Origin of the sequence: Acetobacterium wieringae, assembly GCF_023700225.1 — a bacterium.
GTDB classification, from domain to species: domain Bacteria; phylum Bacillota; class Clostridia; order Eubacteriales; family Eubacteriaceae; genus Acetobacterium; species Acetobacterium wieringae.
Genome location: NZ_CP097897.1, coordinates 3,248,030 through 3,262,533, shown reverse-complemented (window position 1 = coordinate 3,262,533; position 14,504 = coordinate 3,248,030). Strand labels below are relative to the sequence as shown.

Genomic DNA, 14,504 nt, shown 5'->3' with positions numbered 1-14,504 from the left:
GTGGAGAATGGAATGACTGGAAAAATTAAAATTTTAAAAGACGGGCCTTATGTGGTTACCGGAAATATAAAACTGTCAGAGAAAATAATTACGTCCCAGGGAAAAGGCTATGTTTATCGGGAGGGGCGGGAGTTGCCGCAGGCGAAGACCTATACCCTGTGCCGCTGCGGAAAGTCAAAGAATCCGCCTTTTTGTGATGGCGCCCATTCAAAATGTGATTTTCATGGTGATGAAACCGCATCAAAAGCCGATTTTGTCGATCGGGCTGAAGTCCTTACCGGGGCTGATCTGGATATGCTCGATGACCACCGCTGTGCATTTGCCAGATTCTGTCACCGCAATGATGGTACCGCATGGGAGCTGATCAGGCAGTCCGATAATCCCACCCTCAAAAATGAAGCCATTAAAGCCGCCAGCGAGTGTCCGGCCGGGCGGTTAGTGGCAGTAGAAAAAAGTGGCGCATTCATTGAACCGGAATATGAACCCGAAATTGTGATTCTTCAGGATCCGGAGCGGGGGGCCAGTTGTGGTATTTTTGTTAAGGGGGGGATTCCCCTTCAATCGGCAGATGGCAGCCTATATGAAAAGCGCAATCGGCTGGTATTGTGTCGCTGTGGCGAATCGGTCAATAAGCCCTTTTGTGATGCGACCCACATTCATATAAAATATCTGGATGACCAGGTGTAAAACTTGGTATATTTTATGTAAAAAATGATACCAGACAAAGGTTCGTTTAACCTTTGTCTGGTATTATACAGGTTCAGTCAAGATTGATAATGCTGCTTTTTATCAGCTGATTGGTAACAGCAGAATTTTCGGACGCGTTCTGGAATGAGGAAGTGGATGGATTTACAAAAGGTATTCTTAAATTTAATCGTATATGCATTACCGATCATTGCGGCCGGCTATAGTGTTGTGGGAATAAAACTCTTAAAGCAAAAAGTCGAGGGCCAGTTTAATTATTTTTCGGCCCTGATGTTTTCTTCGGCAATTTATGCATTGGGGTACTTTCTGTCGCTCAACTCGCAAAACATTGAAATGATGATCCTGGCCCGGGATCTTGCGAATCTGGGCGTGATATTTATTCCAACGTTTGGAATCTTATTTGTTTCCCAATTTGCAAAAGTCAAAATTTCCCAGCCAATTAAATATTTGCTGGTAACTCTCTCAGGGGGACTCTGGATACTATATATTACCAATCCGATTCATCATCTGGCGTTTAACTGGGTGGAATTGATCAAAGTTAATGGTTTTTCGGTTGCCAGTACCTCCAAAAACATTGGCTATTATCTGATTCTTGCCTACTACATTGTTTTTCTGCTGTTTTTAATAGTCACATTGATCAAAGCATATCAAAAAACGAATTCCCCAAGTTTGAAAAAAAGTTATCGTTTCATCCTTGTGTCAATACAGGTGTCATGGCTTGCGGTACTGGTGATCCTGATGGGGGGTGATAAATATGTCGATCCGACGCCAGTGGTGATTTTGTACATTTCAGCCATGATTGGTTTAAACGAAGTAAAAAATGATTTATTTGAATTGGAAATCAATCGTTGGAAACAAACCTTCTGGAATATCGGCGAGGTCGCCTTTCTGATCAATGGTGATGCGGAGATTATTTGTATGAATCCCGCTGCCAGGCTTTTTTTGCGGGAAACAAGGAAAGTGTTTCTGAAATACTGAGAATTCTAAATCGGGGGGATCATAAACGCACACCGGTAAAGATCAGAACGGATGAAACCATCCGCTGGTTTTATGTAAATAAAAATGATTTCGATCTTAAGCGAAAGCTGGTCAGCTATATGCTGGTGGATTTTAGCGATCGTCATCAGGCAGAAATAGCTTTAAAAGAAAGTGAAGAAAAACACCGGCTACTGATCACCCAAATGGCCCAGGGACTGGCGGTGCACGAAGTTATTTTTGATCAGACCGGCAATCCTGTGGATTTTAGATATCTGGATGCCAATGAAAGCTATGAAAAGCTGGTTGGTATGAAACGGAAGGAGATTATCGGCAAGACTGCCCTGGAAGTGGCACCGGCTATGGATAAGCAGTGGATCTTAAAATACGGTCAGGTAGCCATGACCGGTCAGCCAGTGCGGTTTGAGTTTTATGACCAGTTTGTGGGTAAATATTTTGAAGTTGTTGCCTATTCACCCCGATTCAAGCAATTTGCGGTGATTATTACAGATGTTACGGAGCGCAAACAGGCTGAACAGGAAATCCGCTATTTGAGTTACCATGATTATCTCACGGGTCTCCATAACCGGCGGTTTTATGAAGAGGAACTGGAGCGGCTGGATGTTCCGGATAATCTGCCTATTACGATGATCATGGCCGATGTCAACGGTCTTAAACTGATAAACGACTCCTTTGGTCATGCGATGGGAGACGAGTTGTTAAAAAAATCCGCCCAATTGATTACAAAAGCAGTTCCAAAGAACAGTATTGTTGCCAGACTGGGGGGCGATGAATTTATTGTGATTTTACCACAGACGGATATTTTTCAGGCCGTTGAGGTGATCAATGACCTGAAAGCAAAGACCTCAAATGAAAAAATCGACGCCTTTGATATTTCGATCTCATTTGGTTGCGAAATAAAGGAAAGCGAAAACCAGGACATTCAGGAGATATATAAGCGGGCTGAAGATGACATGTATCGGCATAAGCTCTATGAAAGTGCCAGCATCAAAAATAAAACCATCGAACTGATTATGAATACTCTTTATGAAAAGAGTTGTCGGGAAATGCTTCATTCCCGGAGAGTCAGCGAGATCTGTAAAGCCATTGCGATCGAGATGAACCTGAGTAAGGATGCGGTTAACCAAATTGGGGCGGCTGGGCTGATGCACGATATTGGCAAAATGGGGATTGATGAAAAAATCCTCAACAAGGTCGGCCATTTGAATTTCGAGGAGTGGCAGGAAATGCAGCGGCATCCTGAAATTGGTTATCGGATTTTGAGTTCTTCCAGTGAATTTTCCGAAATGGCAAGGTATGTCTATGAACATCATGAACGCTGGGATGGGAAAGGCTACCCAAAAAAATTGAAGCAGGAAGAAATATCGATGCAGGCAAGAATTATTGGGGTGGCGGATGCCTATGATGCCATGACCTGTGATCGCTCCTATCGTAGCGGATTGAGTCAGGCCGATGCCATTCATGAACTAAAAAAGCATGCCGGTACGCAGTTTGATCCGGAAGTGACACGGATCTTTATTGAAAAAGTGCTGACTAAAAAATGATAATTTGTTGGCAAATCACGGATACCGAATTAGAAAAAGAACGGCAGGTAAAAGTTACCTGTCTACAAAAAAGCAAAAAGAGCCTGAAATCTGGCTCTTTTTTAGGTCGAAAATAAATGAAATATCATTGATTTAACGACCATTTCACTTCAGTTTCGCAATCATTTCTGATATAATGAACGAAATCATTGGGGATATCGGATCGAACGGGTTTATTTATGCGACATAAGTGGCTGTTGGATGGAGATTTTTGATAATGGTTATTTTTTAGGCTTTAATAATCACTTTGAAAGTAAAAAGCGATTAAAGTAGTGGGAACGGATAGGAAAGAAGGTTATGATGAGGATAGGATATGCATGTTTAACGGTGGGTGTGCTTAATACGGAATTGAAAACGTGCTTGCTGAAAAATGCGTCCGAAGAAAAATTGACTGAATTGATTAAGCACAATTTGAACGCCCTGGAAAAGATGATTGACTATAATATCGAAAATCAGATTGAGTTGTTTCGCATCAGCTCATCACTGATTCCGTTTGGATCAAATCCAGTCAACCGGATTGTCTGGTGGGAAGTTTTTGAAAAACAGTTTAAAAAAATCAGCAAGAAAATTGCCAAAAGTGGCATGCGCGTTTCCATGCACCCGGGACAGTATACTGTGTTAAACTCGGCGGACGAAAATATTGTGGCGAATGCCATTGCCGATTTGGACTATCATGCCTGTGTCATGGATAGCCTGGGACTGGGTCCGGAAAATAAGATTATCCTCCACGTCGGGGGAATATATAATGATAAAAAACAGGCAATTAAACGCTTTCTAAAAAATTACCAGCGGTTGAGTGAAACGGTTAAAAAACGATTGGTAATTGAAAACGACGATAAATCATACACCATCAGTGATGTTTTAATCATTGGAAAAGCCCTGGACATTCCGGTGATTTTTGACAACCTGCATCACCAGGTGAATCCGTGTGATGAAAAGCAGCCGGATACATATTGGATTGATATTTGCAAAACTACCTGGAAAAGTCAGGATGGTAAGCAAAAAATCCATTACTCCCAGCAGCATCCCGATAAAAAACCGGGTTCGCATTCCAAGACCATCGGAATAAACGAATTTATGGCCTTTCATCAGGAGCTGGATGGCAGAGATCTGGATATCATGCTGGAAGTGAAAGACAAGAATTTATCGGCGATGAAGTGCATTAATTGCATAACCACAAAGAAAGAAATTAATCGCTTGGAACATGAGTGGAGTAAATATAAATATGCAGTATTGGAAAGATCTCCCCTTGATTATCTGGAGATTCGAAAACTGCTGAACAATAAGGACAGCTATCCCTGCATGGAGTTTTATAATCTGATTGAAGCATCTTTTCAAAAAGAAACCACTATGGGCAACTCAATTAATGTGGCGCAACATATCTGGGGGTATTTCAGAACGATTGCCTTGCCCAGTGAGAAGAAGTATTTTCTAAAACTGCTGGATCAATACGAAAAAGGGGAAGCCTCCATTAAAAAGGTGAAGAAAAATCTGTGGAAAATGACGGTTAAGTATGAGCAAACCTACCTGTTGGATTCGTATTACTATGTTATTATCTGAATAAAATGAATGGGAACAGATTGGCAAAAAAACGTTTCGATGATGAGTCAGAAAGTTATGAAGGGAAGATCATGTTAAATGCTGAAATCAGAGAATTGATTAAATACCTGAAAAGCATCGTTGCGGAGGAAAAACCGGACAATGATGTTTTAGAAAAATACGGAAATGATCCGGATTTTATTGAGCTCAATGAGATGATCGGGGGTATTCGCAGTGCCTGTAAAAAGCATTTTGAGATGATTTTTGACTTATTTCCTGACCCAACCATTATCACCACCATGGAAGATGGAAAATTAGTGTCCTATAACCGGGCCTTCCATAAATTGATAACAACCAGAGGGAAAAATATCATGACTGGTGTGACGAATATTCATGATTTATACTTTGAATTGGATAAACGGGATCAGCTAATTGAAGAATTGAAGCGAACCGGTGTCAGTGAGAACATGGAAATCATGGTAAATGATGTCAATGGTGAAATGTTTGTCGGACTAGTATCAGCCCAGGCCATCAGCATTGAGGGTGAAGCGCACATCTTGAGTGTCATCAGGGACATTACTGAAATCAAAAGACTGGAAGAGGAAATCAAAAAGCTGTCGATTAAGGACAAACTGACCCAGGTGTTTAATCGTCAAAAACTCGATGAATTTTTGCAATTTGAACTGGAACGCTCCGAGCGGACAAGAATGCCTTTTGCGGTGATGTTAGTTGATGTGGACTCGCTCCGTACGATCAACGAGACTTACGGGCATCAGGTTGGGGATGAGATGCTGGTGGCAGTGGCCGCAATGCTTAAGGACAACGTTCGGGTGACGGATATTGTGGGCCGCTGGAGCGGGGAGGAATTTTTAGTGATCCTTCCCGACACCGATGAAAAAGGTGCCGTTACACTGGCAGAAAAAATCCGGACAATACTTGAAAATACTCGTTTCAATACCGTTGGCAAGCTTACCGCCAGTTTTGGGGTTTCCGCCTATCGCAAAGACTTACTGCCGGCAACCTTGATTTCGCGAGCCCATACAGCCCGAAACCGGGCGAAAGAGAAGGGGCAAAACAGGGTGGAATATCAGTAGTGATCAATAATATAAAAAATCATGGACGAGGTGACCTGTGGAAACAAGACAATTAAAGATTTTAGTGATTGATGACAACCAGGATAATGTGATTGTCTTAAAAGCCATGATTCGTGATGTGTTTTCAGATGCTACTGTTTTGATGGCTTTTACTGGGCGAACGGGGTTTGAAATGGCGGTGTCGGAAGACCCGGATATTATTCTCATGGATATTATCATGCCGGAGATGGATGGTTTTGAGGTGTGTCGTCAATTAAAAGCCAGCCCCGATCTGGCCGATATTCCGGTGGTCTTTGTGACCGCTGCCCGAGGCGATCGGGAACATCGGATTTTGGCGCTGGAATGCGGCGGTGAAGGTTTTATATCAAAGCCGATTGATGAACAGGAACTGCTTTCTCAGCTTCGGGCAATGGCAAAAATCCGCTGGGCCAATCTTCAAAAACGCAATGAAAAAGAGCGGCTTAACAACCGGGTCAGAAAGCAGAATGTGGCCCTAAAGGCCGCCCATGCCCGAACCCTCAAACTGCTGAAATCGCTGGAAAAAGAAAATGAAGCCCGGAAAAAAAGTGAGAAAGCGCTGGTAGAAGCGCAAAAACTGGCGCATCTGGGAAGTTATGAGTTTGATTTCAAAAATGACAAAATCAATTGTTCGGAAGAAGTGTTGAATATCTTTGGGGTTGCTTCCGTTGATGAATTAAATACCAAAGAGCAATTTCTCCGGTTTGCCCAGCCGGAAGAGATCCCTGTTATTCTTGAAAATATCAATAAGGTTATGGTCGAAAAATCAACGGCTGATTTTATTTTCCGGATCTTTCGTCAGGATGGCGAAGAGCGAATTATCAATATGCGGATGATTCCCCAGTTTGACGAAGAGAAAAACCATATTGGAAATTTTGGAACCGTTCAGGATATTACCCGAATCAGAAAAACGGAGGAAGAAATCAGGTATTTGAGTTACCATGATTATCTGACCGGTCTCTTCAATCGGCGCTTTTATGAAGAAGTCCTGATAAAACTGGATACGGAAAATAATTACCCATTAACCCTGGTTATGGCCGATGTCAATGGCTTAAAGATGATCAATGATTCCTTTGGCCACGCTGTTGGGGATGAATTGCTCCAGAAAGCGTCCAATGTCATCAAAAACGGCTGTCGTGAGAACGATGTGATTGCCCGACTGGGTGGTGACGAATTTGTTATTATTTTAACTAAAACGGATGCTGAAACAGCGGCCCTGATTATCAAAAGACTGGAAGTGTTGGCAGCCCGGGAAAAAATTCGCGGATTGAAACTTTCCATTGCTTTTGGTAGCCGCACGAAAACCAGAAAAGAAGAGAATATCCAGCAGATATTAAAAAATGCCGAAGATGATATGTATCGTCATAAGCTCTACGAAAGTGCCAGCATGCGCAGTAAAACCATCGAATTGATTATGAACACCCTTTATGAAAAAAGCAATCGGGAAATGATGCATTCAAGCCGGGTTGGTCACATTTGTGAAAAAATTGGTTTGCGAATGAAACTGGATCAGGATGAAATCAATCAGATCCGGACAGCAGGACTGATCCATGATATCGGAAAAATGGGAATTGATGAAAAAATCCTGAATAAAACTGGCGCTCTGAGCGATGAAGAGTGGCAGGAAATTAAGCGACATCCTGAAATTGGTTATCGGATTCTCAGCTCGGCAAATGAGTTTTCGGAAATGGCCAATTGTATCCTGGAACATCATGAACGCTGGGATGGGCATGGATATCCAAAAGGTTTAAAGGGGGAAGAAATCTCGCTGCAGGGAAGAATTGTGGCGGTGGCCGATTCCTTTGATGCCATGACCAGTGATCGGGCCTATCGCAAAGCACTGGCTTATGATGAGGCCATTACGGAAATCAAACGCTGTGCCGGAACCCATTTTGATCCCCTGGTGGCCAAAATGCTGGTTGAAGTTGTGCATTCGGAAATGATTCGTTAGCGACACCTGCTGATTTGGACATCAGGTAGGATACTAGGGGGATACGGATGGGAACACAGGCAAATAAAACCATTTTTGAGCTGATTCGGATTATGAAAGAGATTTATAAAAAAGATCTGACTATTTATGATGATGCTTTTCTGATTAAATCACTGGAGCGGCGGATGGCAGGCATTAAGCTTAGTGCTGCGGAATACCCCTTGTATTTACAGCAAAATCGCTTGGAAGCCGATTTATTAATGGCATCTTTTCAGATCACTTACAGCCAGTTCTTTAGAAACGCATTGACCTTTGCGGTGCTCGAAAAGCTGATTTTGCCGCAACTCTTCAGTCATAAACCGGATAACGGTGAAATCAGAGTATGGTCGGCAGGTTGTTCCACTGGCCAGGAAGCTTATTCAATCGGAATTTTGCTAGATGAGGGGATCAAGTCTGTGTCAAAGCCGAGGCGATTTCGAATTTTTGCCACCGATCTTTCATCGGAAGCCTTAAGCGTCGCCAGAACGGGCCTTTATGATGGTGATGACATTGCAAATATTCGTATGAAACAGCTGAAAAATTATTTCGAAAAACAGGGTGATGCTTACGCCATTGGATCGGAACTAAAAGAAAAAATCGATTTTTCGGAGTATGATTTATTGGATTCCCATTCGAGCAATCCTCCAGATAGCATTTTTGGTGATTTTGACATCATATTTTGTTGTAATCTGCTTTTTTATTATAGCACTGATGTGAGACGGTCAATAATCAGAAAACTAAAACGCTCTCTGGCCAAAGGCGGTTATTTGGTCACGGGCGAGGCTGAATCCATCTTTATGGCAAAAGATCAGGATTTAAAGATGCTGTCTTCCAGTGTGCCTATTTTTCAGATCAGTCGGTAATGGGATGAACAGAATATAATACCAAAACTCTTTTGCACAAAAGAAAGACTAACTACCATTGTGCGGTGTTGTCAAAATTGTTGCACCTCATAGTCATGGTTCCGGGAGAAAAGATGAACATTAAAAATTTAAAAGTAAAGACTCAGCTTGCGATTGGTTTTGTGATTATCATATTTTTTGTTATTTTATTGGGGATTTTGGTTTATATGCAAACCAATACCATTGTAAATCAGGCCGAAACCATGTATGACCACCCCTTTAAGGTTACCCGGGCAATTGATCGGCTGGATGCGGACATTTTGAGTATGCGGGTGGGCGTTAGAGATCTGCTCTTGGCCAATACCCAGGAAGAACGTAATAGCGCCATTGAAGCGATGCAGCAATATGATGCTGATATCCAGATCCAATTTGATATTTTGCGGGAGCTTTATCTAGGGCCCAAACAGGATGTGGATGCGGCCTATAATGCGTACATCAACTGGGAAACGGCCCGGGCCGATATCGTGGCAAATGCTCTGGCCGGAGACCTGGAAACCGCCCGAAAAAGTCTGCTGCCGGGTGAAAAGGTGGGAGTCTATCGGGAGACCTTAACTGAAAAAATGTCAGTGGTAGAAAATTTCGCCAGTAATAAAGCCGATGAACTCTATCAGGGCACAACGGACTTATATAGCCGAATAAAACTGCAATTAGCCATGATTGTATTAATCATTATGGTGTTATCCGTATTGATAAGCGTTCTTTTACTTCGAAATATTCAGGAACCGTTAAATGAGCTCACCCGAACAACGGATGAATTTCAAAACGGAAATCACAATGCCCGAAGTGTTTATGCTTACACGAATGAATTTGGGATCCTATCGGCTTCTTTTAATACGCTGGCTGATGACATTCAAAAAAACCTGGAGCTGAATGAACGAACAGCCAATTTTATTAAAATTATGCTAGCTGAAGAAGATGCCCAAATTTTCTTTAGAAAGACCCTCAATACCCTGTCCCGCTATACCGATTCCCAGGTGGCGGCGGTTTATCTGAGAAACGCCGATACGAATCAATTTGAGCATTTTGAATCAATCGGATTGGATGAAATAGGCCGGGTGGCGTTTGCCGGAGACACCCTGGAAGGAGAATTCGGAGCATCGCTTGCCAGTGGTCATTACACCCATATCAAGGATATCCCGGAGGATTCTCGATTTGTCTTTTATACGGTCAGTGGGAAGTTTATGCCCCGGGAAATTATCACCATTCCGATTATTTTTGGCGGTGAGGTTATTGCTGTGGTGTCCCTGGCCGCCATCGGAAAATACAATCAAAAAGCCATTGATTTTATCGAAAAGACCATTAGCACCATGAGTGCCCGAATTGAAGGGATTTTAGCCTATCGTACCATCAAAGCCTTTTCCCAGAAGTTGGAACATCAGAATCGGGAGCTGGATGCGCAGAAGAATGAAATGGAAGAACAGTCGGTGGAACTCATTCATCAGAACATCGAGTTGGAAATGCAGAAAAAAGAACTCAATGAGGCGAACCAACTTAAAACGAACTTTTTATCCAATATGAGTCATGAATTGCGGACACCGCTTAACTCGGTCATTGCCCTATCCGGAATTTTAAACCGGCGCCTTAAAAATGAGATTCCCGAAGAAGAATACAGCTATCTTGAAGTCATCGAACGGAATGGTAAAAATCTGTTGGCACTGATAAATGATATTCTGGACATTTCCCGGATCGAGGCGGGTCGTGAAGAGGTTGAAATCACCACCTTTAATATTAACCAATTGATCGATGAGGTGGTGGAAATGCTGGCACCTCAGGCCCGTGAGAAAAATGTGATCTGTCGTAACGGATCGGGCAACACGGCCGTTTATATTAACAGTGACAGCGATAAGTGCCGTCATATTCTGGAAAACCTGGCTGGCAATGCGGTTAAATTCACCGAGCAGGGTCAGGTCGAGTTATTCATTGGTCAAGATGACGAAAACATAGAGATTCGGGTTACTGACACCGGCATCGGAATTGATGAAAACTATCTGCCCTATATTTTTGATGAGTTCAGACAGGGAGATGGTAGTACTTCCCGTAAGTTTGGGGGCACCGGGCTGGGGTTGGCCATTGCACAAAAATATGCCCACCTGTTAGGGGGAACCGTTCGTGTGAAAAGCGTGGTCAATGAGGGATCTGAATTTATTTTGTCACTACCGATGAATTACGCACCGGATAAAAAGGTAGGAGAACCCGCCTATCAAGGACAACGGGGGAGCGGTCAATCAGCAACGAGTATATCAGCACCCCAATTGTCCGGAAAACCTTCAGCAGATCCCTCAAGCAAAACCCTGTTGATGGTTGAGGATAGCGAACCGGCGGTGATTCAGATTAGAGATTTGCTGGCTGAAAGCGGCCATACGATTAAGGTAGCCCGGAATGCCCAAGAAGCGTTTGAAATCATGGAAGAAGTGATTCCGGATGCCATGGTTCTGGATTTGATGATGCCGGGAATTGATGGATTTGAACTGCTTCAGACCCTCCGGGAAGCTGAAGCGACAGCGCATGTACCGGTGCTGATTCTGACTGCTAAGCATATTACCCAGGATGAGCTCAACTGTCTGACTAGAAATAACATTCATCAATTGATTCAAAAAGGTGATGTCAACCGGGATGAACTCAAAAAAGCCATCGATTCCATGCTTTATCCGGTAACGCATAAAAAAGAGATTAAGCCCCGGAAACCCCGGACGGATCAGCGTAAGCCATTGGTGCTGGCGGTGGAAGATAACCCGGACAATATGATCACGGTGAAAGCTTTGCTAAGCGATCATTTTCGGGTGTTGGAAGCAGCCGATGGTCAGGAGAGTATTGAGATGGCCAAACAGTTTGTTCCCGATCTGATTTTGATGGATATTGCCCTACCGGGAATTGATGGGGTCCAGGCCTTTAAAGCGATTCGGGCCGTGCCGGGATTGGAGAAGATCCCGATCATTGCGTTAACCGCCAGTGCCATGACCCAGGATCGGGAAGGAATTTTAGCCCAGGGCTTTGATGCCTTTATCCCAAAACCGATCATTGAACGGGAGTTTTTAAAAGTAATACGGGAGGTACTCTATGGCTGATAGACAATTGAAATTTTTAGCAATTGATGATAATCAGGATAATCTGATCACCATGCGGGCACTGATCCGGGAAGCCTTTTCCGAAGCCAGGGTGCTGACAGCCACCACCGGAATCGAGGGGATTGCGATTGCCGGGGCAGAAGATCCCGATGTCATTCTACTGGACATTGTGATGCCGGAAATGGATGGCTTTGAAGTATGTCAAAGACTTAAGAGCGATCCTCAGACAAAAGAAATTCCAGTTGTTTTTGTCACCGCCATTAAAGGGGATCGGGAGCATCGTATTCTGGCGCTTGAGTCTGGTGCGGAAGCATTTTTAGCCAAACCCATCGATGAATCAGAATTGACTGCCCAACTCCGGGCGATGGTCAAAATAAAAGCCGCCAACCGTCAAAAGCAGGACGAACAAGGCCGCTTGACCCAGATGGTGGAAGAAAAAACGGCGGCCCTGAAGGCCGCCCATATCAAGACCATGGAACTGCTTAACAGCCTTAAAATCAGTGAAGAAAGAAACCGCCGACTGATTACTCAGATGGAGCAGGGCCTGGCCGTACATGAGGTTCTGGTCGATCATAATGGGAAACCAGCAGATTGCAACTTTTTGTATGTTAACCCCAGCTTTGAACGGCTGACCGGATTAAAAAGTCAGGATATTCTGGGGAAAACCCTATCAGAAATCATGCCCGATTCAACGAATTTTCTGGTTGAAAAATATGCGCAACTAATCAAAACAGGCGCATCAATGCGCTATGAAATGTATTTTGAGCAGTTTGCAAAATACTTTGAAGTGGTGGCTTATTCCCCAGAGCCCCAGCAGGTGGCGGTGATTATTTCCGACATTACCGAAAGAAAACAGACCGAAGAAAAGATCCGCTACTTAAGCAATCATGATTATCTCACCGGGGTTTACAATCGCCGCTATTATGAAGAAGCCCTGATTAACATTGATCGGGATGAAAATCTGCCGCTGAGTCTGGTTATTTCTGATGTCAATGGTTTAAAGCTGGTTAATGAATCGTTTGGGCATGCCTTGGGTGATGAGTTGCTAAAAAAAGTGGCCGGGATCATCCAGGCAGAGTGCCGGAATCAGGACGTGGTGGCCCGGCTTAGTGGGGATGAATTCATTGTACTGCTACCCCAGACGGATGAGGATCAAACGGCAAAAATTGTCAAACGGATGAAAGTCGCAGCACTGGAACAATCCGTTGGAAACATTGATTTCTCGATTTCGTTTGGCTATGAAACCAAAACCGAAAGTCACCAGACTATTCAGGAGGTGCTAAAGAACGCTGAAGATAACATGTATCGTCACAAACTCTATGAAAGTGCCAGCATTAAAAACAGAACCATCGATTTGATTATGAATACGCTTTATGAAAAAAGCAGCCGTGAAATGCTGCATTCTCAGCGAGTCAGTGAAATCTGCGAAAAAATCGCAGCAAAAATGAATTTTGATCAGGATGATATCAGTCAGGTAAAGGCCGCCGGATTAATTCATGACATTGGAAAAATGGGGATCGATGAAAAAATACTCAATAAACCTGGGGGACTGAATCCGGACGAATGGAAAAAAATCCAACGACATCCTGAAATTGGCTATCGGATTTTAAGTTCATCCAGCGAATTTTCAGAGTTGGCCAGATACGTACTGGAGCATCAGGAACGCTGGGATGGAAAAGGTTACCCGAAACAACTGATGGGGGAAGAAATCTCAATCCAGGCTCGGATTATCGGGGTGGCGGATGCCTTTGATGCGATGACCTGTGACCGGGCTTATCGTAAAGGGTTGAGTGTTCATGAGGCGGTGGCTGAAATAAAAAAATGTGCTGGCAGTCAGTTTGATCCGGAAGTCGCCAATGTCTTTATCGAAAAAGTTTTAAATGAGTATCCCGCCCAAGTGATTGATTAAAAAATACTCAATGGCGATTGTTGATACGATAAAACTCCAGGCAGGGTTTTAAGCAAGTGCGTCGATAACCTCCATTGAGTAGATCACTCAATGAAATATATAAATCACGACTAAATTTGAAAAGAGGTTTGCTATGTGTGAAAAAAAACAGGATGTCATTGAAGCGGTAATAAAGAAGTTACAACAGGGGAATCAGGTCTTTGTGACAGCGGAAAAAAACCCTGGTGATGTTTCTCCAAAGGTACGAAGCAAAAATGTGGAAGCGGGTCAGAAACCCGATGCGGTAGTTGTGACCTGTTCGGATTCCCGGGTGCCGCCGGAACATATTTTTTCGGCTGGAATCGGTGAGTTGTTTGTGATTCGAACGGCTGGCAATGTGATTGGTGATTTTGAACTGGGCAGTATTGAATATGCCGTTGGTCATTTGGGGACATCCGTAGTGTTGGTGCTGGGGCATAATCACTGTGGGGCAGTGGCTGCCGCCATGCAGGGGCATGGTCACGGGTATATTACATCGATTGTGGAAGAAATACAACCAGCCATTGTAGGCGAGGAAAATGTTGCTACATGTGAAAACCTTAACATTGATAATAGCATTAAGAGAATTCTTCAAAGTGAGGCCATTAATGAACGAATCAATGCGGGCGAGGTCAGGGTTTTGGGTGCAAAATACAATCTGGAATCGGGAGTCGTGGAGTTTTTCGGGTAATCGCTTAAAGTAAAA

10 protein-coding genes are annotated in these 14,504 nt (G+C 43.5%); all 10 read left to right on the top strand.

Annotation, left to right across the window (positions count from 1 at the left end):
* The first annotated feature begins 12 nt into the window (after nucleotides 1–12).
* The 10 genes from CHL1_RS16070 to CHL1_RS16025 all read left to right on the top strand — a co-directional run bounded on the left by CHL1_RS16070 (nucleotide 13) and on the right by CHL1_RS16025 (nucleotide 14,489).
* Nucleotides 13–687 (top strand): CDGSH iron-sulfur domain-containing protein, encoded by a 675-nt coding sequence (locus CHL1_RS16070; RefSeq protein WP_250934013.1) that lies wholly within the window; start codon nucleotides 13–15, stop codon nucleotides 685–687.
* Between the two features lie 156 nt (nucleotides 688–843).
* On the top strand, nucleotides 844–1,683 hold the full coding sequence (locus CHL1_RS16065; protein ID WP_250934012.1) for a histidine kinase N-terminal 7TM domain-containing protein: 840 nt from the start codon (nucleotides 844–846) through the stop codon (nucleotides 1,681–1,683).
* The gene (locus CHL1_RS16060) at nucleotides 1,620–3,245 is read left to right on the top strand and encodes a sensor domain-containing diguanylate cyclase/phosphohydrolase (RefSeq protein ID WP_250934011.1); all 1,626 of its coding nucleotides are present in this window, start codon (nucleotides 1,620–1,622) and stop codon (nucleotides 3,243–3,245) included. The genes CHL1_RS16065 and CHL1_RS16060 overlap by 64 nt, the downstream gene beginning before the upstream one ends.
* A gap of 336 nt (nucleotides 3,246–3,581) precedes the next feature.
* Nucleotides 3,582–4,844, top strand: coding sequence for a UV DNA damage repair endonuclease UvsE (gene uvsE / locus CHL1_RS16055; RefSeq protein WP_338076090.1), 1,263 nt, complete (start codon nucleotides 3,582–3,584; stop codon nucleotides 4,842–4,844).
* A 20-nt stretch (nucleotides 4,845–4,864) separates the two neighbouring features.
* Nucleotides 4,865–5,917 (top strand): sensor domain-containing diguanylate cyclase, encoded by a 1,053-nt coding sequence (locus CHL1_RS16050; protein WP_250934010.1) that lies wholly within the window; start codon nucleotides 4,865–4,867, stop codon nucleotides 5,915–5,917.
* A gap of 37 nt (nucleotides 5,918–5,954) precedes the next feature.
* Nucleotides 5,955–7,886 (top strand): HD domain-containing protein, encoded by a 1,932-nt coding sequence (locus CHL1_RS16045; RefSeq protein ID WP_250934009.1) that lies wholly within the window; start codon nucleotides 5,955–5,957, stop codon nucleotides 7,884–7,886.
* Nucleotides 7,887–7,933: 47 nt separating this feature from the next.
* A complete protein-coding gene (locus tag CHL1_RS16040) occupies nucleotides 7,934–8,767 on the top strand; it encodes a CheR family methyltransferase (protein WP_250934008.1) in 834 nt (277 codons plus the stop codon).
* A 113-nt stretch (nucleotides 8,768–8,880) separates the two neighbouring features.
* Nucleotides 8,881–11,871, top strand: coding sequence for a response regulator (locus CHL1_RS16035; protein ID WP_250934007.1), 2,991 nt, complete (start codon nucleotides 8,881–8,883; stop codon nucleotides 11,869–11,871).
* Nucleotides 11,864–13,780 (top strand): HD domain-containing protein, encoded by a 1,917-nt coding sequence (locus CHL1_RS16030; RefSeq protein WP_148638136.1) that lies wholly within the window; start codon nucleotides 11,864–11,866, stop codon nucleotides 13,778–13,780. The genes CHL1_RS16035 and CHL1_RS16030 overlap by 8 nt, the downstream gene beginning before the upstream one ends.
* Nucleotides 13,781–13,913: 133 nt before the next feature.
* A complete protein-coding gene (locus CHL1_RS16025; RefSeq protein ID WP_070370973.1) occupies nucleotides 13,914–14,489 on the top strand; it encodes a carbonic anhydrase in 576 nt (191 codons plus the stop codon).
* Nucleotides 14,490–14,504: the final 15 nt, after the last annotated feature.

Coding starts and splice junctions, on each gene's coding strand:
- uvsE (WP_338076090.1), top strand. CDS start 3,582: ATGATGAGGATAGGATATGCATGTTTAACGGTGGGTGTGCTTAATACG.
- CHL1_RS16070 (WP_250934013.1), top strand. CDS start 13: ATGACTGGAAAAATTAAAATTTTAAAAGACGGGCCTTATGTGGTTACC.
- CHL1_RS16040 (WP_250934008.1), top strand. CDS start 7,934: ATGGGAACACAGGCAAATAAAACCATTTTTGAGCTGATTCGGATTATG.
- CHL1_RS16035 (WP_250934007.1), top strand. CDS start 8,881: ATGAACATTAAAAATTTAAAAGTAAAGACTCAGCTTGCGATTGGTTTT.
- CHL1_RS16030 (WP_148638136.1), top strand. CDS start 11,864: ATGGCTGATAGACAATTGAAATTTTTAGCAATTGATGATAATCAGGAT.
- CHL1_RS16065 (WP_250934012.1), top strand. CDS start 844: ATGGATTTACAAAAGGTATTCTTAAATTTAATCGTATATGCATTACCG.
- CHL1_RS16025 (WP_070370973.1), top strand. CDS start 13,914: ATGTGTGAAAAAAAACAGGATGTCATTGAAGCGGTAATAAAGAAGTTA.